We start from the raw sequence: 23,714 nt of genomic DNA, 5'->3' as shown, positions 1-23,714 counted from the left end.
GCTATTCCCAACATAATTGCTCGGCGTCAAAAATCGGGCCGTCGACGCACGTGCGTTTGTAATCCCAGCTTCCGTCGTCCTGGTTGACTTTCGCAACGCAAGAAAAGCAGATCCCGATTCCACACGCCATCGGCGTCTCCATCGATACCTGCACATCGACGCCGCGTTCCACACAAACGCCCGCGACCTTTTCCATCATAATCTCAGGGCCACAGGTCAGCACCCGAATCCGTTCGTCGGGCGATTCTTTCGCAAGTTGATCGAGTCGCTCTGCCAACACATCCGGCACGAGTGCTTGCCGGCCTTCCGATCCGTCGTCGGTACATGTCGTCACATTGAATCCTGCCGCCCGGAAATCATCCACACCCGCCAACAGTGACGAGCGACGGGCGCCGTAGATCAACTCGACACGTTGAGCCCATCGGCGGGCGAGTGCGTCGCGGCCGGTTACCAGCATCGGCGTTTGGCCGATCCCGCCCACGGCCATGATTAATCGATCGCACGGGGCATCGCGAAACGAATTGCCCAGCGGCCCCCACAATGACACGGGCGTGCCGACGGGACAGGCAGCTAAGGGGACAGTCAACGCACCCTTTCGCAGGTAAATCAGATCGATTGATTCCGGCGTTCCGTTGGCGTCAGCATGGATGTCGTAGATTGCGAACGCTCGTCCGATCAACGGAGCGTCCAAGCCCGCTAATCGGATCATCACGAATTGCCCCGGTGTGGCTGTCGCCGCAATTTGTGGCGCGCGAACACGCAACAGGTACGTGTTCTCGGCAACCTGCTCGTTGGCAGTCAGCGGTCCGGTGATATGAGCGATGGAGTCGGCGTAATGTTTCGCGTGCAGAGAAGCCATGTTGGTCTATCGTTTTCCTTTACGTTTGCGAGCGCCACCGCCTGATCGTTTGAATGATTTCTTGGCCGAGGGTTTTCCGCGTTTGGCTGGTCGCTTCGGTTCCGACGTCGTGTCCGTGACGACTTCGTCGCCGACGATGATTTTGCCGACCCGCAGCGAATCGCGTGAAGGCATTTTCGCGGGACGCTTGACCGCTTTGACCGGTCGTCGATTTTCTCGCTTTTGGATCTCACCGCCGCCGGATACCGACCGTTTTGCGGCCGGACGTTTCGCAGCCGGGCGTTTGCCGCCACGCGGTTTCCCCGCAGCAGGTGCAAGGTCTCGCGGTTTGCCGACTCCCGGGCCCCGGCGATCTGCGCCGCCTCTCCCGGCGGCTTGTTCTTTCGATGGCTTTTCCGGCGGCGCTGCAGTCGCCTGAGATGCGATCGCTTGGAGCTTGGCGATTTCCTCTCGTGTTAATTTTCGGTACGCACCGGCCGGCATGTCGCCCAATCTCAATGGCCCGATCGCGATCCGACGCAGCGTTTGAACTTTGTGGCCAAACTTCGCCAAAATCCGCCGAATCTCGCGGTTTTTCCCTTCCCGCAAGTGGATTTCCAGATCCGTCGCTTTCTTGCGAGCCTTGATGATCTTGGCCCCGTCGACACGGACCAAGCCTTCAGCGATGTAGATCCCCTGACGCATTTTCCGCATTGTTTCCGACTTCACCTCGCCGGCTACCGTCACGCGGTAAACCTTCTGGACGCCGAATTTTGGGTGCGCCAGCGACTGAGCGAGGTCCCCATCGTTGGTCAGCAGGATCAACCCGTCGCTGCTGCGGTCCAGACGGCCGACCGGGTAGACGCGTTCGGTTGGCGGGACCAAATCGATCACGCGCACGCGGCCTTGTGGATCCGAGTTTGTCGAAACCACGCCGGCGGGTTTGTGGACCGCGTAATAAACCAGCTTTTGCGGCTTGAGCAGCACGCCGTCGACGTGAACTTTCTGTTTGTTGAGGTTGACGTTGACGCTCAACTGCGTGACCACCTCGCCATCGACCACGACGCGCCCTTCGCGAATCAACTCCTCACATTGGCGGCGACTGCCCAAGCCCGCCGAAGCGAGCACCTGGTTAAGCCGTTTGGTGTCATCGGGGCGCGGAGACTGCTTCTTGCGGGGGGCGGGTTGGCGGGGCATGAAGCTGGCTTACAGGGCGGGCGAGAGACAAAAAAGTAGGGCTGGCAGGACTTGAACCCGCGACCTAGGAATTATGAGTTCCCAGCTCTAACCGACTGAGCTACAGCCCCGGAATGCCGTCGATAGCCGTGAAGAACGCCAATTGGACGCTTCCACTCGCTCCCCAAACACGTGATCATGGATCGACAGAGGGGGGGTTCGCGAGTGGATGCCGGCATACGGCAGCGAAGATTGTAATCGTCTCCCTTCCCGAGCGACAGACGCGGCAACCGTATTCTCCCAGCCCCCAACCTCGCCACCCCTGCTGCCAATCCTCTCTCCCCAACTCCCAACTCCCAACTCCCAACTCCAGCTCCAGCTCCCAGCTAACACCAAATCCAGGCTCAGTCTGCGTTCCACGCCAGAGCCAAGACTCATCCGCAGACATCGTCACGGATTCCAAGGAGTCCAACCCTGGCCGCATTTGCGACACGAGTTCCATGCGCAGAAGCCTCGATCTTTGGCGACAACCGATCGGCTTGGTACAAATGTCGGTCGTACAGACGGCGCTCGCTTCGTACAACGCGGTGTTATGAAAACCTTCCGTTAGGCGTCAAAGGCTCGACAAATGGCGACCCCGATTGAATCCCGCATTCGACTGTTTCTCGGTGACATCACCTCGCTCGACTGCGATGCGATCGTAACCGCTGCCAACGAAGCGCTCCGTGGTGGTGGCGGCGTAGATGGTGCGGTACATAGTGCTGCCGGGCCGGAGCTCGTTCGCGCTTCGATGGCGCTGGCACCTTGTCCCGCCGGTGAAGCCAGAATTACCGATGGCTTTAACCTCGCGGCGAAATTCGTGATTCACGCAGTCGGTCCAATCTTTCATGACATCGAAACTGACCGCGAAACGCTCGCAAACGCCTACACCTCGTCACTTTCATTGGCCGCCGAGAATAACGCTGCTTCGGTGGCGTTCCCCTGTATCTCCACAGGCGTTTTTGGATTTCCACCTGATTCGGCCTGTGAAATTGCAATTGACGCCGTCGTCAACTGGCTGCGTGCCCACGATCAGCCAGAATGGGTGACGTTCTGCTGCTTTCAATCGGATGACCATCGCCGATACAAGGAACGTCTAACCGAATTACGACTTCTCTCGTAGTTGATTGGACGCCCAACATAGCCTCTACACTTGGCCTTCGGGACATCTTCGCTCTTTGGTAACGGGCGTTGGCCTTGGTACAATTTTCCGTAGTTCAGACGCGTCAGCTTCGTTGGGTGCGATGTCGTAAAAAACTTCCGTCTTAGGACCTGTTGGATGGATACATCAGACGGAATTGATTTCCGATACGAGGATGGTGTTGTTGGCGTTTTTGATCCTGCGACGCTTCCGGACGCGAAGGGCGTGCTTTCTTACCTGCCTTATCGCTCTGGCTCTCATTACGCGATGCATCAGGCGATCGGCGCGGGTGAAACACCAACATGCACCTTTATTCGTGATGGCGTTGAATGCTCTTTCGTCGTCGATTCGTGCCCCGAGTACGGGTGGCTTGTAATTCGCGACGTGCGGCACGCATAGGTAAGACGAAGTGTGCGACATGGTTTTACGCAATGACCTTCGGTGCACTTTTGGCTTGATGGCATTTGGAGACCGATCGCGTCATCTTCCTTGCCGGAATTGATTCGTTTGCTGGCGAAGAGTCGAGCTGCGAAGGACGATGCCCCTTTCGCTTGCGCGGTCGCGTGGGAGGTGATTGCGATTGCGGTCAAAGTTCGTTTGATGCGTTCCGGCGTGGTAAGCTTGTTGGTTGTTGCGACGTTAGTCCGTTGTGGGATGGCACCGCAGGCGTTTCGGCAAAGCGAGTTTGACGGGGTCGAGGATGAGCGAACCATTCATGCCGCCAAGTGACAGCGGAGACGGCGCCAATCGCGCGCTTTTCCGTTCGTTCCGATTTTGGATCCCCGCGTTCGTCTGCCTTTTCGCGTTGGCAGCGATCCCAGTCGCGTTCTTATGTGGAGCGGTTATCGGTAACGCTCAGGTTTATCGCAACTTTTCAGACCATCAGTCAGAACGGATTGAGTCTTGGATCGCGCAGTATCCCGAGTCGTTTGGCGGGTTGACCGTCGAGCCGGCATCTGACGGATGGGCTTACCCGATTGGTTCCGTGCCGCAGCAATCTGACTACGACTTATTGTCCGATGCGTTGCATGAGATGTTCGGCGACGAGTTAGCAGAGCGGATGCTGCGGGCGGTCGAAATTGAGACAGGCTCATAGTGTCCGTCTATGGGAGCCACGGATAATCTCGCACGACTCAGTCAAGCCCGCAGGAATCATGGTACAGAACCGACTATCCGTTTGTCAGTTCGCGGGGAGGCATCTAATCTATGCAACGACGTGGAAATGAAGGCTGGGCAAGTTTTTCTTGGATGCGTAGTCGCAGTTGATTTGCTCCCGACATCCTGCTGTTTTGCGAATGTGAGGACCACGACTTGTCCGGTACGCAACAGACCGCGTCCAACGCCGTTTGCGTCGCGGCGTGTCGATTGAAAAGCGGATTGGCATCATGAAGATCGTGCAACATAGATTTCCTGTAATTGGTGTGTCGATTTAAGTTTGCCGTTCGTGGCCGGCGAATTGGTTAGGTCGATAGATTCGTTTGCGGATGTTGCGAATCGTAAGTACGGCGTGCCGAGTGATTGGTTATCCAGCGTTTTGGTATTGAGCGTGGTGGAACGAGACGTGCTTGGTACGCGGGTTTGAGAGGGCTGTGATGACGGCGGCGGATAGATTGGTTAATTGGTTCACCTTGTTGCATGAATGCGGGGTGGGAATTATGAATTACAATGATCTCTCCCTCCCGTTTCCCACCTCCTACCGCCTTGAGTGAGAATCTTCTCGCCAGCAAGGTCCAGCGCTGCATATGAAACCTGTTTCTCGATTTCGTGTTCTTGCAAGAATCTTTACTCGCCTCACTCTATCTTGCGGCTTGCTGGCATGCATGTTTGCGCAAGCGAAAGCCGAAGAGTCGGCATCCGATGATGGTTACGTTCCCAAAGTGATTACGGCTTTGACGGACAACGAGACTCAGCAAAACGAACGCGTCCGGCCTGAATATCTTCAACCACTGCCGATCGAGGTTGAAGCATCTCCGACGGAGTTGCCGTTCGTTCCGCGCGAAGGCGAAACGATCGTCTTCTTGGGCAACGCACTTGCATCGCGGATGGAGCTCTTCAATTCGTTCGAGACCGCGCTTCACCAGCAGTTCGCCGACAAGGAATTGACGTTCCGCAACATGGGCTTTCCCGGCCACACGCCGGCTTTCCGACCCGAAGCGGGCAACGAGGATCCGTGGGCGTTTGCCGGTGCTGAGAAGTTTCGACCTGAGATCCGGGCGCACTACGGTGAAGGGCATTATCCCAAACCGGATGAATGGCTGACCATCGTCAAGGCGAGTACGATCGTTGCGTTCTTTGGTTTCAACGAGTCGTTTGATGGGATGGAAGGCGTCGAGAATTTTAAGAACGAACTGCGGGCGTTCGTCGATCACACTTTGTCGCGATCCTACGAGCGAGACGCCACCCGACCACCGCGGCTTGTGTTGGCGACTCCGATTGCGATGCAACAATTGGCTGAATTTGATTTGCCGAGTGCTGATCAACGAAACTCAATTCTCAAAGCGTACGCGGATGCGATTCGCACGGTCGCGAATGAGAAACACGTGGGATTCCTTGATCTGTTTTCTCCAACGCTGGAGTGGTTCAACAGTTCGAGTGATCCGTTGACGATCAACGGTGTGCACCTTTCTGAGTTGGGTTACGAGAAGCTCGCGCCGCTGATGATGGGGCAGCTGTTTGGCACGGAAGTGGATGCACGCGAGCTGAATCCATTGCTCCACGAAGCCGTCAAGGACAAGTCGTGGTTTTGGCGGAACGACTATCGGATGCTCAATGGCGTGCACGCGTATGGCCGACGCTGGGCGCCGTACGGGAATTTCAATTATCCCGAGGAGATCGAAAAGATTCGACAAATGACAGTCTTGCGAGACCGGAACGTGTGGGCGATCGCACAAGGGAAGTCCGCTACGATTGAAGTGGACGATTCGATCACGCGTCCGCTCTCTTCGGTCGAGACGAACTTCCGGCTCAGCGAAAAGAACGGTACGGGTCAATACCTGAAGGCCGAGACGGAGGCCCTCGAGAAGTTCACGTTGCCCGAAGGGTACGAGGTGTCGCTATTCGCGTCGGAGCAAGACTTCCCGAATCTCGGCAACCCCGCGCAGATGCGGTTTGACAACCGGGGGCGATTGTGGGTTTCCACATTGCCGAGCTATCCGCACTACAAGCCGGGCGATTCGAAACCCAACGACATGATATTGATCTACGAGGACACGGATGGAGACGGACGTGCGGACAAAGAGATCGTGTTCGCTGATGGGCTGCATATGCCGATCGGATTTGAATTGGCACCTGAAGGTGTTTACCTGTCTCAAGAGCCACATTTGGTGCTTTTGCAGGACACCGATGGGGACGACCATGCGGACAAGATGGAGTATCTGCTAGACGGTTTCGATCCCCATGACACGCACCACGCGATTTCGGCATTCGACGTTGATAACGGCAACGGAATTTACATGTGCGAAGGGCGATTCCTGCATTCGCAAGTCGAAACGCCGTGGGGGCCGGAGCGGATGACGGACGGCGGGGTTTGGCGATTTGACCCGTCGTCGTGGAAGCTCGAACGTGTCATGCAATCGGACGTGTCGAATCCGTGGGGAGTGGCTCACGACGAATATGGACAAACGTTTGTCAATGATGCATCGGGTGGTGCGCAGTACTGGATGCTCGGATATTCGATCAAGGTCCCGCATTCGATGGAGATCGCAAAGGTTTCGAAATTCAATTACGAACACCATGCACGTCCGACCTCGGGTTCGGAATTCCTGTACAGCAGTCATTTTCCTGACGAGGTGCAAGGGGATTATCTGTACGCGAACACGATCGGTTTTCTTGGGATCAAGCAGTACGATACGGTCGAAGATGGTGTGGAAATCAAAGGGAAGTTTCGGCAGGATTTGATTCAGTCTTCTGATGGGAATTTCCGCCCCTGCGACCTCGAGGTGGCTCCCGACGGAAGTTTGTACTTCATCGATTGGCATAACACGTTGATCGGCCACATGCAGCACAGTGCCCGCGATCCGATGCGGAATTCGGAGTACGGGCGGATCTACCAGATCAAGTACAAGGGCTTGCCGCTCGTCGAGCCGCCGACGATTGTCGGTGCTGAAATCGAACAGTTGTTTGAGAACATGAAGCTGCCGGAATTGAACGCACGTAAGCGTTCACACCGAGAGCTACGAGGACGCGACAAGGCCGCCGTCCTCGCTGCGGCGAACAACTTCGCGGATGAGAATGCGGGTGATGAGCGTCTCGTTTTGGAAGCCCTGTGGGCGACATGGGGACAACACGAACCGTCGACGGAGTTGTTGGATCGATGTTTCCGCGCGCAAGATCACCGAGTTCGCTCAGCGGCGGTTCGCGTGGTGCGTCATTGTCTGCACTTGCTCGATCAACCGGAACGTTACTTGGTCGTTGCGGCTCGCGATGAGCATCCGCGCGTGCGTTTGGAGGCTTTGTCGGCCGCATCCTGGCTTGGCGGCGAAGCGGGCGCCGAGATTTTGTTGACCGTTGCGACCCAGCCGACGGATCGTTGGATTCGTAATGCCCTCAACAGCGCGATTTTATTGCTTCAACCAGAAGTGGAGCGGGCCGTCGAACGCAAAGAGTTTGATCCGGAAAGCCTTTCGGTGGAGTACGGCGAGTTGCTCGCGGGCAAGTTGGAAGGTGCGATGAAGCTGACGGATTACCGAACGAAATCCAGTAAGTTTAAAGACAAAGAATTCGCACGGACGTACGATTTGGGGCAGCAGGTCTTTTTTGAAGAAGGATCGTGTTACGCATGTCACCGTGAAAATGGTGAAGGCATCCCTCGGATCTATCCACCGCTGGCGGGAAGTGAATGGGTGAACGGTGATCCCGAGCGTTTGATCAAGCTAACGCTGCATGGGATCTGGGGAAAAATCCGCGTTCGCGGAAAGGTTTTCCAACCCGATCAGGGCGTGCCGCCCATGACGGCGATCGGGGACATGTTTACCGATGCGGAAATTGCCGCCGCACTGACCTATGTCCGTAATAGCTGGGGGAACGATGCCAGCGAAATTCGCCCGGAGGACGTCAAGAGCGTTCGCGCGGCGACGAAAGAACGTCGGCGGTTCTACAGTCCGGAAGAGTTGCTCGAGATGCATCCGTTTCCCGAGGGAAGTCGTCCTGAGTTGATCGAAGAGGAGGGGGCAGATAGCGAATTGGAAAAGACGTTGTTGACCGAACCGCTCTCGGACTTGGTTCGTGACGCACGTGAGAAAGGTGACGCGATCCGCGGTGCAAAATTGTTCTATTGGGAGAAGACGGGATGTGCGACTTGCCACGACGTCGGCAAGGGCTACCAACTCGGACCGCAGCTGACGTTGTCTCGCAAAGAGACGACGGACGAGTATTTGATCGAGTCGATTTTGAAACCTTCGAAAGAGATTCTCGAGGGCTATCAGACGGTGAACGTGATCACGGTCGACGGGGCGATCCTGTCTGGGTTCTTGGTGGAGGAGACCGAAGATAACATCACGCTGAGTATCTCAGCGGATCAGGGCAAACCTCGGGTGATTTCAATGGATGACGTTGATGATGTGATTAAATCAACAACGTCGACGATGCCTGCGGGACTCGCCAACACCCTGCAGACCCGCGAAGAATTTTTGGATCTCGCTCGCTTTGTGATGGAAGTCAGCAGTGGCGGCACGAAGCGGCTGAACCAATTAAAGAAACAGGCGAAGATCAAGAAGTAGGTTTGCCGATCGGGTTGGCTCGTCTTGGTAGCAGAACTCATGGTGAGTTCTGCGGATGACCGTATCGGCTACGGCGGTGCGTGACCGAGGACGTCGTGGTGTGGCTGTTACTTGCCCCAAGCTTTATTGGGTTCGCTGCCCAGGGTTAGTTCGAGCGTGCCACCTTGGATGAGATCTTTGTGAGAGATCATGCTGCTTGTGTGTGGCTCGCCGTTCCAGGTGGCGGATTGGATGTAAACGTTCTCGGGTGATTGGTTTTTGGTCACGATCGTGACCGTGTTGCCGTTGTAGTATTTCGGGCTGAGTTGAAGGGTGACTTTGTCGAAGATCGTTGCGGTGATGTCGTATTGGGGATCGAGGCCCGAGCCGCCGTCGAATTGGAACAGCCCGATCGCCATCAGTGCACTCAACGCACCCATTTGTCCTTGGTCTTCATCGCCGTTGTAGCCGCTGTACGGATCTGTCCCACTGAAGGCGGCCTCGTGGACGGCTCGTACCCACTTCTGGCTGAGCCATGGGTAACCGATACGGTTGAAATAATGTGCCATGCCGGTTCCGTCTTGGTTGGCGTAGTCAACCCAGGCGTTACCGTGAATGCGGCCCCGCAAATGGAATTTATGCTCGGTGGCACTTTCGAATTGTTCGTTCAGTTTTTTGGCGGCTGCGTCGGGGCCACCGAGCAATTCTGCGAGTCCCATCGGATCGTGAGGGACATAGAAGGTGGTGACGGCGGCGCTGGTTTCGCAGAAGCCGTTTTGTTCAAAACGCATTTCCCGCGGTTTGAAGTCTTTCATCCAACTGCCATCGGATTCACGCACCCAGGCGGATTGTTTTTCGGGCCAAATCACATGGCGATAGTTTTTGGCACCCGTGATGAATTTCTCATAGATGTCGTCGCGGCCGAGTCCTTTGGCCATTTGGGCGATGCACCAGTCGTGATAGGCGTTGTAAAGCGTGAGGCTGGTCACGGCGCTGCCGTGTCCTCCCGAGAGTGAGTTGCCCCACGAGACGTAGCCTTTCTCTTGATACTCTTCGTAGACGGACGGAGTCGGTTTTGTCGCGTAGCCGCCGTAGTAACGGCCTCCCTCGGGCCCGGTGTTCTTGACCAAGCCTTCGAGCGCCAGTTCGTAATCGAAATCGCGAATACCTTTCGCGTAAGCGGCGGTGATTGCGGGCGCTGCCGAATCGCCGATCATGACGAAGGTGTAGTTGCCGCCGGAAGGGCCGCGGGGGATCAAGCCTCCGTTCTTGTACATCTGGACCGACGTATTGCAGAAGTCGCTGTAACGTTCCGGACAGACCAATGGCCAGAGAATGTCGAGGCTCCAGTGGCTGCCCCACCAGGCGTCAAAGTTGTGCATGGTGAACGCAGGTTTGCCATCGTCGCCTGACGGGATGTTTCGGACTTGGCGTTGGTCCGTGGTCATGTCGCAGTAGGCGCCGTCGACATCACTGACGATTCGTCGACCAAGCATCGAACGCCACAAGTCGGTGTAGAACTTTGTCTTTTGAGCGTCGGTTCCGCCTTCGACTTGGATCCGTGAGAGGTGCTCATTCCAGTCGTTTTTTGAGTCGTCGACGACTTGGTCAAAATCCCAGTGCGAGAGTTCCGCATCTAGGTTTCGTCGGGCGCCTTCGACGGACGTGTAGCTGATGCCCACTTTCATCAAGACTGGTGTGTCAGCTTTGGTTTCAAATCGGGTGAACGCACCAACGTTCTTGCCGCTGATGGCATCGGTTGATTCGACAACGGACCCGTCTTCCCAGCCGCCCATCGCGGTAAAGGGTTGGCTGAACCGGGCAACGAAGAAGACGGGGGTGTCTTTTTTCCGCCGGCTTGTGCCCTTCATCACGCTCATGCCTGAGATTTCCTGGTCATCGACTCGCGTGACCTCGGCTTCGACCATGGGGCCGTGGCCTAAAAGGGCGCTGACGTCGAACAGGATGTAAGCGTCGTCTGTGGACGGGAACGTGTAGCGGTGAAACCCGGTGCGGACTGTTGATGTCAACTCAGCGGTAACATCATATTTTTTGAGGTGGACTTTGTGGTAACCGGCTTGGACGACTTCATCGTCATGGGAAAACTCGGATTGATAAATATCCATTCCTTGATGACCGGTCATCTCGCCGACAATCGGAAGAACGGCGATGCCCGACATTTGCCAAGCGTGGATGTGGCTGAAACAACGGATGTACTTGTCACCGTAGAGATAGCCAGAGTCCCAGGACCCTTCGGTTTGGGTGTCGGGACTCAAGTTAACCATCCCGAACGGACGCGACGCTGAGTTGAAGTAGAACCACCGCGATTGATGGGTGTCGATTAGTGGATTGACCCAGTCCACGGGCGACTTGGCCAACAGGCTACCCGGCAACAAGAGGCTCAGGAGTGTGGCGACGAAGGTGGTGCGAATGATGGTTGTCATGATGTTCATAAGTGGGGTTGAATTGCCGATGATTCGCGGGCTCGATTTTTGGTGTCAGTCAAAGGAAGGAGGGTGAACGCGCAGCGTGACGCGGCATGCGATCGAGGCAGGTTGAGGTACCAACATCCCTCAGGCTTATTTGGAATCAATCGCGTTGAGGGCAAACGCGTGCGCGCCGACGGAGACCGCGGTGCTGGTTCCCAGCCGGCTGACGCCGATGCCGATTCGTTTCATCGGGTCATAGGATAGTTGGCGATCGCTGCCAGGTACGGTGATGATTTTATTTGCACCGGCGACGAACGATCTGGTTTGCTCTGCATCTTCGAGGTTGAAGACTTTTTGGACGATGCGGTCCATCTCGCGACCGTCATAGGTCAGGATTTTACTCTGCATCTCATCGATGAGTGGTTGCATGAAAATTCGATGAGCGTTTGAGATTCCGCCGCCGATGACAACGAGGCCGTCGAGCAATGTCATGGCGTTGGCGAGCGCGTCGCCGACGACACGGCCCAGTTCCGCAAACGCGGCGGCAGCGGACTTGCGATCGCCGGATGAGTCGCCGTCGGCGATGGCTGCGATCTCTTGCGGGGTGGGAGCGTCGTCGAAGGACGTTCCGGTCAGTCGCGCGTAGCTGCCACGGACGGCTCGAATGCACGCACCTTCTTCGGCGAAACAGTCCGGCCGGAGGCGATTGCGGAGCAGCCAGACTTCGGCGGCGTTTGAGTTGTCACCGATGAAAAGTTCGCCGTTGTGAACCAGTCCGCCTCCGAGACCGGTGCCGAGTGTGACGGCAAACAGCGTTCGATAACGTTTCGGGCTGTTGGCGACTTCGAGCATACGGTTGACGTCGGGCAGCAATCCTTGGATCGCTTCGCCGTAGGCAAACAGGTCGCCGTCGTTATTGATGAACGTCGGCAGCTTGAACTGGTCTTCGAGATACGGTCCCAACGCCACGCCGCCGGCGAAGGCGGGCAGGTTGCCGACATTATCAATGATGCCACGAGGGTAATCAGCGGGGCCGGGAAACGCGAAGCTGATCGCAACGGGCTTTCGCGGGGACAACTCGGCGACCTGAGCGAAGCCATCTTTGATTGTTGCGAGGCTTTTAGACAGGTCTTTCGTTTCGGCGGGCAAACGCACCGGTTCGACGACTTCGCCGCTGCCGTCGACCGCAGAAAAGACGAAATTGGTTCCGCCCGCGTCGAGCGTTAAGACGATGCGGTCATCACTCATGCGGCGATCTCCGGTTGAGCGTCAGCAACGACATGTCGATGGCCGATCAGACCGTAAAAGCCAATGTAGAAGTAGTTAATGATTGGAACCGCGAAGGCGAGTTGGATGCCGACCTGGTCAGCGACTGCGCCCATGATCAAAGGCACAATCGCGCCACCGACAATCATCATCACGAGCAGCGACGAACCTTGCGAAGTGTGTTCGCGAAGGTCCTTGATTGCCAACGTGAAGATGTTCGACCACATGATCGAGTTAAACAGGCCGGTGCCGAGAGCCGCCCAAAACGCGAGTGATCCGCCGGTGAATGCCGCGATGCTCAGAAGCACGATCATGGACGCGGAGAACACCCAGAGCGCCCGAGCGGCGTTGCCTTGCCCGAACACGAAGGCGACGAAGTTAAGCGCGATCAACAGAAAGAACGGTGCGACTTGTCCGGGGGTCATGAATGCCATCGTGAACACACCGTCATCGAGTCGGATCGCGGTAACAAAATAGACGACGAAGAACACGATAACGGCGGTGGCGATCATCGCAGCGTATTTCTTTGATTGGCTTTCGATATCGCTCAGCGAGATCGCACCGCACAGACGGCCGATCATGGCACCGCCCCAGTAATAGGCGAGGTAGATACTCGCGGTCGATTCGGGTAGCCCCATGATGCTCTCATGTTTCATGAAGTTAATCAGGTAGCTACCGATTGCGACTTCACCGCCGACGTACATGAAGATCGCGATCATGCCGAAGCGGAGGTGCGGGAAACGCAGGGCGCCGAGACTGCCGCTGCTTTCCTCTTCAGCTTTGGTAAAGCTAGGCAGGTGACTTCGCCAGACAATGATTGCCAGCAGGACGAAGAGCGAACCGTAGATGAGATAAGGAATTTTGATCGAGTCGATGGTGACTTCGCCATCGGTGGCGAAGACTTTGTAGAGCAGCAGACCGCCTGCGATGGGCGCGATCGTGGTGCCGAGCGAGTTGACACCTTGGGCCAAGTTCAACCGGCTCGATGCCGTTTCGGGCTTGCCGAGGATGGCTGCGTACGGGTTGGCCGCGATTTGCAGCAGGGTCACTCCCGTGGCGAGCAAGAACAACGCGCCCAAGAAAAATGGGTACGCTCGAAACTCAGCCGCGGGATAGAACATGGCGCATCCTGAGCCGCAAATCAGCAACGCGACGATGATGCTGAACTTGTAGCCGATGCGGTTGATCGGGTCGCCGCTAGAAAGGGACACGAAATAATAAATCAGCGATACAAAGAAGAACGCTCCGAAGAATGCGAATTGCACCAACCCGGCTTGGAAGTAGCTCAGGCTAAAGCTGTCCTTGAGATAAGGGATCAGCACATCGTTCATCACCGTGATGAAGCCCCACAGGAAGAACAGCATCGTGATCGTGATGAAGGGCTTGCGGTAGTCTGGTGTTGCTTCGATTTCGTTCGTTGTCATCGCGGCCCTATCAAAATCCTGTGACGGGAAAAATGCTCATAACCGCACCGGTCCGCTGTTCGTCGGAATCGCCCTGATCTCGCAACGGATCGGGCTCGCTCGCTGCCGCGGTGTATGAAGAAGAGGACAGCAGCATAGCATCTCGGAATTCGCCCCGATACCACGGTCTATGGAGTATTCAACCGCCTTACGGTGCGGTTTTTTGTCAGGAATTCTGAGAGAGTTTCCGGTCACGTGCGAGGTCGGAGGAATCCGGCGGGGGACACCGCTGGTTTGAGTGTTCGCGGGCAGCGAATTGAGATAGGATCAAGGGTGTCAGCGGCGGGCCTCGTGAGCGTCCGTGGCAGGTCTTCGAGTAAGCAATGGATTGGCAACGGTGGAAGGAGCGTGGGTATGCGTTATCTCAAACTGTTGATGGTCGTCATGCTGCTCGCGGCGGTCTGGCTCATTGCGCTTCCATGGGTGGCCGGACGACCGGGACCGCGTCGCTATCTCGAGCGACTCGATGCGCGGGGGATCGACCCGGCGGCCATGTATTACACCGAGCTACCGCCTGAGATTTTTGCCGATTCGGAGTCGCGATTCGACGCGAGGTGATGTTTCGGAGCGTGGGAGTGCTTAGCTGCCTTCGCGTAAGCTCTCGAAGTACTGGCGTGTTTGTTCGCGTTCGTCTCGCGGGAGGACTTGATCTTCGAGTGGGTCGCCTTCTTCGGTGATCGAGGATTCGATCACGCTCTTGATCTCTTCGCGGGTGAGGCCTTTGCGGTTGGGACCGTCGGCAAATCCGGCGATGACCGATTTGCCTCGTTTGACGTCGCCGCGGACTTGAGTGTCGTAAGAGTTCGTATCGGTTTCTTCTTCGGGGCGATCGCCCTTGCCTTGACCTTCTCCCATGCCGAACCCGGGCCACTGGCCATTGCCGAATCCGTTGCCCATGCATTGTTGGCACCCTTCGCCGTTGCATCCATTGCAATTCATTTGATCTTTGGATTGGGCGAGGTCATCGAGTGCGGATTGCAGGTCTTCGAGCTCCTCCATCGCGGCTTGCATCTCGCCGAGTTGTTGACTCATTTCCTGCATCGCATCTGCGGCGGCTTGTGAGTCGCCCTGTTGCATCGCGTCGGCGGCGTCCTGCATCGCTTTGGCCATCTGCTGCATCTGCTGCATCTGTTGCATTTGCGAATCGGCGGCTTCGGCTTTATTGAGTTTTTCCTGCAGTTTCGCCGCGTCTTCGTTGCGGCCCTCCCGTTTGGCTTGCTCGATTTGTTCTCGAAGTTGTTCTTTTCTCTGCTCGTGTTCGTTGACGGCGTCCTTCATTTGCTGGGCAAGCTTTTTAGATTGTTCGGCGAGCTTTTTGATTTCCTTTTCGCCCATTTTGCCGTCTTTGATGTCCTTGGCGAGCTTTCGGATCTCTTCGGCAGCGCTGGCGAAGTCACCTTTTCGAATCTGCTCAGCGATCTTTTCGGCTGGCCCGCCATCGACGCCTCTCATTTGAGATAAGGTTCGGCGGAGTTGATCGGGGGAGCCGATACGGTCTTTGCGTTCTTGGATTTGGTCTTTGATTTCGTTGAGCTGGATCAACGCGTCTTTTCGGTTGAGCGTTTTGCTGTTGGTAATCTTATCGAGCTGCCGTTCCATGTTTTGGAACAACTCCTGAGCCTCTTTGAGCCCCTTGGCTTCGGACGCGCGGCGTTGTTCGGCGATGCGTTTCTTCAGTTCCGCGGCGACCGATTTCACTTGGCGAACTTCCGAGGAGTCCGTCGCGGCCATGGTTTGAGTCGCGGGCGTCGCCGGTTCGACGACCATGATCATCGCGGCGAGAATTGGAACGAGCGAAAGAGGCAGCCAAGCGGAACGTCCGGCGCGAAGCGGAAATTTCTCGGCGATGTTGAGTGAACGCGCACGGTGGGTGGCATCATCGACGAGGGCTTCGGTGAACTGCGAGCGGGGTTGTGCGGGATCGCGGTCGGGGGTGTTTTCGGAGCAAACGGCCAGCGAGCTGCTGAGTCGTTCACGCAATCCAAATCGGCGGTCGACTTCGGTGGCGACGTCTGCGCGGGACGGTGCAAACCACCACGCGTGAATTCCCGCTGCGACAACGGCCAGCGTGAGCGAAGCGACCACCCAAGCGGTGACCCATTGGTTGGGCTCCACGCCTCCGCCGGTTCCATCGGATTGGATGCCGAACAAGCCGGTGAGCGTCGAGAGTGGTACGACCGCCATTGCCGCAATTGCGATGGTACTGACTAGCAGTGCAGCGAACACGGTCACCGCGAGCGTGCTGCCGAAACGACCGAGGATCAGCCGCCGGCGTGCCGAATCAACTTTGGAGAGGATGGTTTCGGTGGGCTGCAGAGACATTTTGATGATCCGTGGGCAAGTGCGAGTCACGCGGCGGAGTCGGCCGGACACAATCAAATTGTAGCGGTTTCAATCGAAATGACGCCCTCGCCGGCGCACAAAACCGGCGGTTTTGTGCCAGGAAGTCGGGGGGGCGGCGGTCAGGCGAACGCTGGGCAGTCCTGCGTGACACTAGAATCGGCGCAAAAAAAACGGCAGGTGAATACCTGCCGGATCAGCTGTGCGGCGATTGGCACTGCTTATTGATGGAACGTTCGCTCGGAATAACCGGGCGATTCGTGCGTCAGACGCTTAGTTGCTGACGCGTTCGACGTATTCGCCGGACTGCGTGTTGATCTTGACGACGTTGCCTTCCTTGATGAATCCGGGAACGAGGAATTCGGCTCCGGTTTCCATCTTGGCAGGCTTCGTCACGTTGGTCGCCGTGTCACCCTTGGTGCCAGGTGCGGTTTCGATGACTTCGAGTTGCACGTGTTGTGGCGGCTCGACGATGATCGCGGTGCCGTTGTAGAGCGTCATGGAGCATTCCATGCCATCTTTAATGTATTTCCAGATGTCTCCGGCAACGTCCCCGGTGACTTCGTACTGTTCAAAGGTTGCTCCGTCCATGAACACGTAGTCTTCGCCCTGACGGTACAGGAATTGGACCGTGGTGGTTTCGACGTCGGCGGATTCGAGCGAGTCGCCACCTTTGTAGGTGCGGTCCAGCGTGGTGCCTCGGATCAGGTTTTTCATTTTGCACTTGTACAGCGCATTGCCTTTACCGGGTTTGACGAACATCATCTCGGTCATCAAATACGGCTCGCCGTCGATTTGGATCTTTAGGCCTTTGCGAAAATCGCTAGTGTTGTACGTTGCCACGGCGGGCGTCACTCCCAAACGGAAAAGAATATCTGTGAATCAGGACTATCGCCATTTCGTTAGCGAATCAGCGTCCTCGGTGAATCCGAAGGCGGAAAGTTTAGCGACCGAAGGCACAATTGTCCTGCCCCTATCTGACAAAGATTTTCCGCGGAGCGAATCGGTGACGGCACGACCGTCGCCGCCGTTGCGGCCGCCGGGGCCGAGCGAGTCGGCGGACGAAGACCGGGCCGTTCGGGGCCGGTCGGGTCACCAGACCGGGCGGTCCGAGGCGGTAGGAATTGTCACTGCGAACAACAAATCAGCGTTCCAAGACGACCATCAATGGCTCGCGTCAATGCAAAGTGCGATCCGGTCCTCGGAAGAACTGCGCCGCGTCGTGGGGCTCGATGCTGTGGGGTCGGACGCGACGGAAGCGGGGGCGGACTACGGTTTTCCGGTTTTTGTGCCTCGCGAATTTGCGTCGCGGATGCGTAACGGCGACCCGAGCGACCCGCTGCTGAGGCAGGTGCTGCCCGTCGATAGCGAGGGGATGGATGTGGCGGGGTTCGATTCCAATCCGGTAGGCGATCTGCAAGCGAACGTGGCTCCCGGCGTTTTGCACAAGTATTCGGGCAGGGCGTTGGTGATCACGACGGGGGCGTGTGGTGTGCACTGCCGCTACTGTTTTCGTCGGTCGTTTCCCTATCAGGAGGCCGGTTCGCGGAGCGATGCCTATGAGCCGACGATGGAATACTTGCGAGGTCGCCCAGACATCGAGGAGGTGATCCTCAGCGGCGGGGACCCGTTGACGATGACGGATACCGCATTGGATGCGCTGATCGAAAAGATCGAGGCGATCGGACACGTGCGGCGATTGCGGATTCATTCGCGGATGCCCATCGTGATTCCTTCGCGGGTCAATTCGTTTCTGACGAGGCGATTGCAGCATTCACGATTGACCGCATGGATGGTGGTGCACTGCAATCACGCAGCCGAGATTGATGAGGAGACCGCCGCGGCGATGGGGCGGATGGTCGATGCGGGGATTCCCGTCTTGAACCAATCGGTGCTGTTGCGAGGTGTTAACGACGATGTGCAAACGCTTGAGGATTTGTCACGGGCGTTAATGGAGTGTCGCGTGATGCCGTATTATCTGCATCAACTCGACCGCGTATCCGGCGCGGCCCACTTTGAGGTCGACGCCGAGCGTGGTCGCGAATTGATCAGCCAGCTAGAATCGCGGCTACCGGGATTTGCGGTGCCGCGTTACGTGGCGGAGATCGCGGGCGAGAAGTCCAAAACGCGTTTGTAACTCGGCTCGCAGGTCGGAGATTGGCGTGTCGGTAAGCTCGCCATCTGCGGATGCACCGGTTGGTGAGCAGACGATATGCTATCTTAAGCGGGCTGGCGGCTCGACCCGATTGTTTGGACGCCTTTGCTTGTCGCGTCATTGTCGATCGCACGTGGATCATCACTCAGCGATTATCACTCAGCCACGAGATCCATAGAATTTGAACGCTTTCTTATCGAGATTGCCGACGCGGTGGAATCTACCCGCGGGATTGGGTTTTAAAAACAATCCGGTCTTGCAGCGTGAACTGTTGGTTAATTTGCGGACCAATCGGGCCTTTATCTTGTTGGCCGTGTATCAGGTCTTGCTCGCTGCGGTGACATTGATCGCGTGGCCGAGTGACGAGCGATTGGATTTGACGCAAAGTCCTCCATCGGCGCGACGATTAGTCGATCTCTTTTTTCTAGGGCAATACGTGATCGCGTCGTTGATCGCGCCGAGCTTTGCAGCTGGAACGATCTCGGGTGAAAAGGAACGGCAAACGTACGAGATGCTATTAGCCAGTCCGCTGCGTCCCGGTGCCATCGTGCTGGGAAAGTTGGTTGCGGCGCTGACGCATTTGGCGCTTTTGATCGTGGCGTCGTTGCCGATCATCGTGTTGTTTCTGCCTCTCGGTGGCGTGAGCGTTTACGAGGTTGCGGCGGCGTACCTCGGCTTATTCGTGTCGGTGATCTTGTTCGGCGCGATCGGAGTTTTTTGCAGCAGCTATTTTTCGCGGACGAGCAATTCGTTAGTCGTCAGCTATCTGGTGATCTTGCCTTTGGTGATCGGCGGTGTGTTGTTGTGGCAGTCGCTGGCCGCGGACGGGTTGCTGCGACTCAAGGTAATCGTTTTTGTGGTTCCCGCGTTTGCGATCTCGGCAGTGATCTTGATGACAGCGGCGACGGCCAGCCGTCTGTTGTATCCGCCGGACGTTGGCAGTGAGGGCAAAGAAATCATTGACCTCGAACAAGAGGCAGCCGAGGCGGTCGGGTTGGTGATTCAGCCGGACCAGTTTCCCGATCGATTATTCGCGCCGCCTCGCCGTGATACGTTGATGGAGGATGGTGCCAATCCGGTTTACGACAAAGAGATTCACGGAGAAATCTTTAGCCAAGGCACGTTGATGTTGAGGCTGGTGATTCAAATCAGCATTCTACTGGCGATCCCTTTGATGGGCGTGTTGTTGTTTTGGCAAACGCCGTATTCACCGTGGTTTGCGGTCTACGTGATTGTTTTCAATTTGTTGGTTGGCCCTGTTTTCTTGGCGGGATCGTTTACCAGCGAACGAGAGCGTCAGACGTTGGATTTGTTGCTGACGACGACGTTGTCACCGTGGAAGATCTTTTGGGGCAAGTTCATTGTCGGGTTCCGCGTCGCGTTTGTGTTGACCAGTTTTCTGGTCTGGCCAATGTTACTCGGGTTGGTATTGAATCCGGACTATTACACCAATTGGTTTTTCGTTTTCGGATTGTTTGCGGTGCCCGCCATCGTGTCTGTGGTCAACGCATTCGTCGCGATCACAGCGTCACTTTACCAGAACCGCACCGCGATGGCGTTGATGACGACGTACGTCGTGCTGATTGTACTTTACGTGATCCCACCGGGGCTGAGCACGTTGGCGTCGACGCTCGGGTTCTCCGCAACGACGCGAGGGTGGATTGATGTGATCGGTGTGACGAGTCCGTTTCGCGCATTGTTCGCGTTGCCGATGGATCGCAATCTGTTGCGTGTTGATGAAACGTCGGCGGCATATGCGGGAAGCCCGATGTTGGTCATCGGGTATTTTGTTTGCAGTGTCGTGTTGATTATGATCGCAATGTTTATGATTTCAATAAAAATGAAGCGTCTCGGTGGTCACCTTGAATGAATGATCACCGCGTGCGTCATTGCACATCGCAATCATCGACATGCGGTAAATCCGCTTTGTTTGCGCTAGGGTGGGTGTGTCTTTCAAGCGACACCATCGGCATGCGATGGTTTGCTAGCATTTTTGTTGGCGATGTCGGATGTCGGTTAACTTTTGCACCGGTGATTGTTTCGGCGTTGACAAACCAGGGGTTGTGAAACTAGCTTTCATGTCACTCCTCTTTGATTGAATTGGCATCCGATAATCGGGTGCTTAATTGCCCGTTCCTCTTCGACAAGGACTTCCGATGAGTGGTTCGTTTTCACGCCGTTGGATGTCAGAACCGCACTCGGAAACTTCGGGACCAGAGCAACATCCGGGTGATGACGCAGAAGGTGAGTCGTGTAGTGATTGCGATGGACCAGCGGCTAAGTCATTTACGGGGCCACGTTTGTCGAGCATGAAGCGACGGCACAGTGTGCAAATGCTTACTCCTCTGCATTACCAGCACGGTTATCAGTATCCGTTGTTGGTTTGGTTGCATTCGGCGGGACACAACGAGCGTCAGATCGAACAGGTGCTGCCGCACATCAGCACGCGTAACTACGTGGGCTTGGGGGTTCGAGCGACCCGTGCTACCGACGTTCGTGGTTGTGGATTTGATTGGCCTTGTGGACGTGATGCGACCGCTAAGGCATGCGAGGTTGTGTTGGATGCGATCGATCAAGTGGCCGAGGAATACTCGATCAATTCCGATCGTGTCGTGCTTGCCGGATACGGCAGTGGGGCGACGCTTGCCTGCCAAATTGCATTGCTGCACAGCGATCGCTTTGCCGGTGTGGTCCGAATGGGTGGCCGCTTTCCCGACGCGTCAGGTGTGTTTAAAAATTTTAAACGACTCAGAGAAAGACGCATGCCGATGCTGTGGCAACAAGCGATCAATGGCGTCGATGACGACCCTGAGTTGATGCAGCGGGATATCACGGCGGCGCAGTGCATTCGGGCCCAAGTCGAGATTCGGCAATATCGCGGCGACGAAGTTATGAATACTGTGGCATTGAAGGACATCGACCGCTGGTGTTTTGATAAGATCATCGCTCCGAAACCGACCGAGGCCTGTGTCGGCGAGGCCCCAATGGATGGCTCCGAATTCACCTTGGTGGATTTTTCGGCGAATTGATCCTCTTGAGCGAATTGCAACATGAACCCATCGACGAACGAACAAACACAACCGGCACCTGAAGCAGATAAACCGAAACCGGGCGGACCGAAAGTGTTGTTGGTCGATGATGATGCCGAAATTGTCGAAACGGTGAGCTACGCGTTGGAATCAGCCGGTTACGAGGTGATCGTGGCTCGCGATGGAAACCAAGGTCTCGCGCTAGCCGAACGTGAGAGTCCGAGTCTGATGATTTTGGACATGATGATGCCCAAACGCAGCGGTTTTTTGGTGTTGGAAAAGCTGCGCCGCGAGCTCGACCTGCCGCTCCCGGTGATCATGATCACCGGTAACGAGGGAAGTCGGCATCAAGCGTATGCCGAATTGCTCGGTGTGAGTGAATACATTCGCAAGCCGTTCTCGATGGATCGCTTGCTGGACGCCGTTGCCAAACTGCTCGCCAACCCGCCACAGACCGAGAGCGAGTAGCTCGTCTCGTGCATGAGGGCTCGCCGGTGTCTGCGTTCTCGATAGTCAGGGCCGCGAGGCCGTGTTACCGCGAGTCGGCTTTCCGGTTCTTGATCGCCGCGTGTCGAGCTTAGAATCCGCCCGGTGAGGTGAATTCGCGGTAGTCATCGAACTCGCTGTGGTGTTCAGCTGCTCGGTTTGAGAATCGCGTGAAGTCGCCTTCCCAGGTGAGGTCGACGTCGCCAACGGGGCCGTTACGTTGTTTGGCGATGATGATTTCGGCTTGGCCGGCGTACTGTGCCTTTTCATCGCCGCGGTGGTAGTACTCCTCCCGGTGAACGAACATCACAACGTCGGCATCCTGCTCGATAGCTCCTGATTCCCGCAAGTGGCTGAGTTTGGGGCGGTGGTCTTTGCCTTCTTCGGCTTGCCGGTTGAGCTGTGACAAGCACAGCAATGGGACCTCGAGTTCCCGTGCCATCCCTTTGAGTCGCCGCGCGATTTTCGAAACCTGTTCCTGTCGTGGGTCGCGTGAGTTATCTGGTTCGATCAGCTGCAGGTAATCGATTACGATCATTCCGAGGCCGTCTTGGCGTCGTTTGATCCGTCGTGCCGCGGCAGCAATTTCACTGACGGTACGGCTTGGCGAATCGTCCACGAAGAGCGGGGCTTGGCTGATCTCGTTCGCTTTGCTGACGAGTCGGTCACGGTCGTCGGAGGAGATCGTTCCGTTTCGTAGGCGGTGCCCATTAACGCGTGCCATTGAGCAAAGGAGTCGGTCAGCGAGTTCGATCGCCGACATTTCGAGGCTAACGAAGAGGACTGGTTCGCGTTGGATGCAGGCGACGTGTTCGGCCATGTTCATGGCGAGTGCCGTTTTACCCATCGAGGGGCGAGCGGCGAGAATAATCAGTTCGCCGGAGTGCAAACCGCCCGTCATCTGGTCGAAATCGGTCAGGCCGGTTTCGGCACCGCCGTCGACGTAGTCGTCTCGCATACGAGCTTCCATGCGATCCATCGCTTGGTGGAGCACGTCGCTGATCGCCGACACGGCGCTGGAGGAGCGTCCGTCCATGATCGCGAAGACTTTCTGTTCCGCCTGGGCACAGAGTTCTTTTGCGGTGCTGGTTTGTTCGTAGGCTTCGCGGAGGATTTCGGTGCTCGATTCGATGAGCCGCCGGAAGACCGCTTTTTCGGTAACAATCTCAGCGTAGTAGACCGCGTGGGCGGCGTTCGCAACGCTACCCGAAAGGCGGGCGAGATACGCGGCACCTCCGACCTTTTCGAATTCGCCCGAAGTACGCATGCGGGAGACGAGCAGCGTGATGTCGATCTTCTCGCCGGTGTCGTACATGTCACGCAGGTGACCGTAAATGATCCGGTTGGCGTCGTCGTAGAAATCGTCGGCACGCAGCGACGCGATCTCGTCACAGATGTCGGGCATCAGCAAGATGCTGCCGATCACGCCCATTTCCGCTTCGAGTTCGTACGGCGGTTGCCGTTGCAGAATTTCGCTCGCGGAGACCTCTTTCTTTTTCTTGTCGCGAAATCCCGAGCCCTTTGGGTTTTGGTCTTTGATCATCCGTGCGATAGCTATTTTTGAAAGGGAAAAAACGAAAGAGGTGAACGGTTTAAGTCGGCGGTCGCTCGCCGCCGGGCCATGCCAACGTTGGGCCAAGCGAACATCGGGCGGGT

At 56.5% G+C, this 23,714-nt stretch carries 18 protein-coding genes and 1 tRNA gene; 10 read left to right on the top strand and 9 right to left on the bottom strand.

Annotated elements, in window-relative coordinates:
* Position 1: 1 nt before the first annotated feature.
* From NB063_RS05445 to NB063_RS05435, 3 genes are all read right to left on the bottom strand, one after another.
* A complete protein-coding gene (locus tag NB063_RS05445) occupies positions 2 to 859 on the bottom strand; it encodes a dihydroorotate dehydrogenase electron transfer subunit (protein ID WP_250927740.1) in 858 nt (285 codons plus the stop codon).
* 6 nt (positions 860 to 865) lie between these two features.
* A complete protein-coding gene (locus NB063_RS05440) occupies positions 866 to 2,035 on the bottom strand; it encodes a pseudouridine synthase (protein ID WP_250927739.1) in 1,170 nt (389 codons plus the stop codon).
* Positions 2,036 to 2,071: 36 nt separating this feature from the next.
* A tRNA-Ile gene (locus tag NB063_RS05435) sits at positions 2,072 to 2,145 on the bottom strand.
* A gap of 497 nt (positions 2,146 to 2,642) precedes the next feature.
* Here NB063_RS05435 and NB063_RS05430 point away from each other — a divergent pair.
* The 5 genes from NB063_RS05430 to NB063_RS05410 all read left to right on the top strand — a co-directional run bounded on the left by NB063_RS05430 (position 2,643) and on the right by NB063_RS05410 (position 8,911).
* Complete coding sequence (locus NB063_RS05430) at positions 2,643 to 3,176, top strand: macro domain-containing protein (RefSeq protein ID WP_250927738.1); 534 nt, start codon at positions 2,643 to 2,645, stop codon at positions 3,174 to 3,176.
* A 156-nt stretch (positions 3,177 to 3,332) separates the two neighbouring features.
* Positions 3,333 to 3,593: a hypothetical protein gene (locus NB063_RS05425; RefSeq protein WP_250927737.1), complete on the top strand. Its 261-nt coding sequence runs from the start codon at positions 3,333 to 3,335 to the stop codon at positions 3,591 to 3,593.
* Between the two features lie 42 nt (positions 3,594 to 3,635).
* The gene (locus NB063_RS05420; RefSeq protein WP_250927736.1) at positions 3,636 to 3,923 is read left to right on the top strand and encodes a hypothetical protein; all 288 of its coding nucleotides are present in this window, start codon (positions 3,636 to 3,638) and stop codon (positions 3,921 to 3,923) included.
* Complete coding sequence (locus NB063_RS05415) at positions 3,895 to 4,290, top strand: hypothetical protein (RefSeq protein WP_250927735.1); 396 nt, start codon at positions 3,895 to 3,897, stop codon at positions 4,288 to 4,290. Before NB063_RS05420 ends, NB063_RS05415 begins: the two co-directional genes overlap by 29 nt.
* 724 nt (positions 4,291 to 5,014) lie before the next feature.
* Positions 5,015 to 8,911, top strand: coding sequence for a PVC-type heme-binding CxxCH protein (locus tag NB063_RS05410; protein ID WP_250927734.1), 3,897 nt, complete (start codon positions 5,015 to 5,017; stop codon positions 8,909 to 8,911).
* 107 nt (positions 8,912 to 9,018) lie between these two features.
* Here NB063_RS05410 and NB063_RS05405 read toward each other — a convergent pair whose 3' ends face one another.
* The 3 genes from NB063_RS05405 to NB063_RS05395 form a co-directional block, all read right to left on the bottom strand.
* Positions 9,019 to 11,343 carry a GH92 family glycosyl hydrolase gene (locus tag NB063_RS05405; RefSeq protein ID WP_261367225.1) on the bottom strand — a complete coding sequence of 775 codons (2,325 nt, stop codon included), beginning with the start codon at positions 11,341 to 11,343 and terminating at the stop codon, positions 9,019 to 9,021.
* Between the two features lie 126 nt (positions 11,344 to 11,469).
* A complete protein-coding gene (locus NB063_RS05400) occupies positions 11,470 to 12,567 on the bottom strand; it encodes an ROK family protein (RefSeq protein ID WP_250927732.1) in 1,098 nt (365 codons plus the stop codon).
* Positions 12,564 to 14,009, bottom strand: coding sequence for a sugar MFS transporter (locus NB063_RS05395; protein ID WP_250927731.1), 1,446 nt, complete (start codon positions 14,007 to 14,009; stop codon positions 12,564 to 12,566). Before NB063_RS05395 ends, NB063_RS05400 begins: the two co-directional genes overlap by 4 nt.
* A gap of 393 nt (positions 14,010 to 14,402) precedes the next feature.
* Here NB063_RS05395 and NB063_RS05390 point away from each other — a divergent pair, with 393 nt between their 5' ends.
* Positions 14,403 to 14,606, top strand: coding sequence for a hypothetical protein (locus NB063_RS05390; protein WP_250927730.1), 204 nt, complete (start codon positions 14,403 to 14,405; stop codon positions 14,604 to 14,606).
* Positions 14,607 to 14,627: 21 nt separating this feature from the next.
* Here NB063_RS05390 and NB063_RS05385 read toward each other — a convergent pair whose 3' ends face one another.
* Together NB063_RS05385 and efp are read right to left on the bottom strand one after the other, a co-directional pair.
* Positions 14,628 to 16,370 (bottom strand): hypothetical protein, encoded by a 1,743-nt coding sequence (locus NB063_RS05385; protein WP_250927729.1) that lies wholly within the window; start codon positions 16,368 to 16,370, stop codon positions 14,628 to 14,630.
* 291 nt (positions 16,371 to 16,661) lie between these two features.
* Positions 16,662 to 17,231 carry an elongation factor P gene (gene efp / locus NB063_RS05380; RefSeq protein ID WP_250927728.1) on the bottom strand — a complete coding sequence of 190 codons (570 nt, stop codon included), beginning with the start codon at positions 17,229 to 17,231 and terminating at the stop codon, positions 16,662 to 16,664.
* Positions 17,232 to 17,511: 280 nt separating this feature from the next.
* Here efp and epmB point away from each other — a divergent pair, with 280 nt between their 5' ends.
* The 4 genes from epmB to NB063_RS05360 all read left to right on the top strand — a co-directional run bounded on the left by epmB (position 17,512) and on the right by NB063_RS05360 (position 22,040).
* Positions 17,512 to 18,525 carry an EF-P beta-lysylation protein EpmB gene (gene epmB, locus NB063_RS05375; protein WP_407652549.1) on the top strand — a complete coding sequence of 338 codons (1,014 nt, stop codon included), beginning with the start codon at positions 17,512 to 17,514 and terminating at the stop codon, positions 18,523 to 18,525.
* A gap of 199 nt (positions 18,526 to 18,724) precedes the next feature.
* Positions 18,725 to 20,413 carry an ABC transporter permease gene (locus NB063_RS05370; RefSeq protein WP_250927726.1) on the top strand — a complete coding sequence of 563 codons (1,689 nt, stop codon included), beginning with the start codon at positions 18,725 to 18,727 and terminating at the stop codon, positions 20,411 to 20,413.
* A 463-nt stretch (positions 20,414 to 20,876) separates the two neighbouring features.
* Positions 20,877 to 21,572: an alpha/beta hydrolase gene (locus NB063_RS05365; RefSeq protein ID WP_250927725.1), complete on the top strand. Its 696-nt coding sequence runs from the start codon at positions 20,877 to 20,879 to the stop codon at positions 21,570 to 21,572.
* 21 nt (positions 21,573 to 21,593) lie between these two features.
* Entirely contained in the window at positions 21,594 to 22,040 is a 447-nt protein-coding gene (locus NB063_RS05360; RefSeq protein ID WP_250927724.1) for a response regulator, read from the top strand.
* 109 nt (positions 22,041 to 22,149) lie between these two features.
* On the opposite strand, the gene dnaB is transcribed toward NB063_RS05360, so the two are convergent.
* Positions 22,150 to 23,601, bottom strand: a complete 1,452-nt coding sequence (gene dnaB, locus NB063_RS05355; RefSeq protein WP_250927723.1) for a replicative DNA helicase — start codon at positions 23,599 to 23,601, stop codon at positions 22,150 to 22,152.
* Between the last annotated feature and the right edge of the window lie 113 nt (positions 23,602 to 23,714).

It is taken from the genome of Aporhodopirellula aestuarii, assembly GCF_023701485.1.
In the GTDB taxonomy this organism is placed as follows: domain Bacteria; phylum Planctomycetota; class Planctomycetia; order Pirellulales; family Pirellulaceae; genus Rhodopirellula; species Rhodopirellula aestuarii.
This window is presented reverse-complemented; position numbering and strand designations above follow the sequence as displayed.

Coding starts and splice junctions, on each gene's coding strand:
- NB063_RS05445 (WP_250927740.1), bottom strand. CDS start 859: ATGGCTTCTCTGCACGCGAAACATTACGCCGACTCCATCGCTCATATC.
- NB063_RS05440 (WP_250927739.1), bottom strand. CDS start 2,035: ATGCCCCGCCAACCCGCCCCCCGCAAGAAGCAGTCTCCGCGCCCCGAT.
- NB063_RS05430 (WP_250927738.1), top strand. CDS start 2,643: ATGGCGACCCCGATTGAATCCCGCATTCGACTGTTTCTCGGTGACATC.
- NB063_RS05425 (WP_250927737.1), top strand. CDS start 3,333: ATGGATACATCAGACGGAATTGATTTCCGATACGAGGATGGTGTTGTT.
- NB063_RS05415 (WP_250927735.1), top strand. CDS start 3,895: ATGAGCGAACCATTCATGCCGCCAAGTGACAGCGGAGACGGCGCCAAT.
- NB063_RS05410 (WP_250927734.1), top strand. CDS start 5,015: ATGTTTGCGCAAGCGAAAGCCGAAGAGTCGGCATCCGATGATGGTTAC.
- NB063_RS05405 (WP_261367225.1), bottom strand. CDS start 11,343: ATGAACATCATGACAACCATCATTCGCACCACCTTCGTCGCCACACTC.
- NB063_RS05400 (WP_250927732.1), bottom strand. CDS start 12,567: ATGAGTGATGACCGCATCGTCTTAACGCTCGACGCGGGCGGAACCAAT.
- NB063_RS05395 (WP_250927731.1), bottom strand. CDS start 14,009: ATGACAACGAACGAAATCGAAGCAACACCAGACTACCGCAAGCCCTTC.
- NB063_RS05390 (WP_250927730.1), top strand. CDS start 14,403: ATGCGTTATCTCAAACTGTTGATGGTCGTCATGCTGCTCGCGGCGGTC.
- NB063_RS05385 (WP_250927729.1), bottom strand. CDS start 16,370: ATGTCTCTGCAGCCCACCGAAACCATCCTCTCCAAAGTTGATTCGGCA.
- NB063_RS05365 (WP_250927725.1), top strand. CDS start 20,877: ATGCTTACTCCTCTGCATTACCAGCACGGTTATCAGTATCCGTTGTTG.
- NB063_RS05360 (WP_250927724.1), top strand. CDS start 21,594: ATGAACCCATCGACGAACGAACAAACACAACCGGCACCTGAAGCAGAT.
- dnaB (WP_250927723.1), bottom strand. CDS start 23,601: ATGATCAAAGACCAAAACCCAAAGGGCTCGGGATTTCGCGACAAGAAA.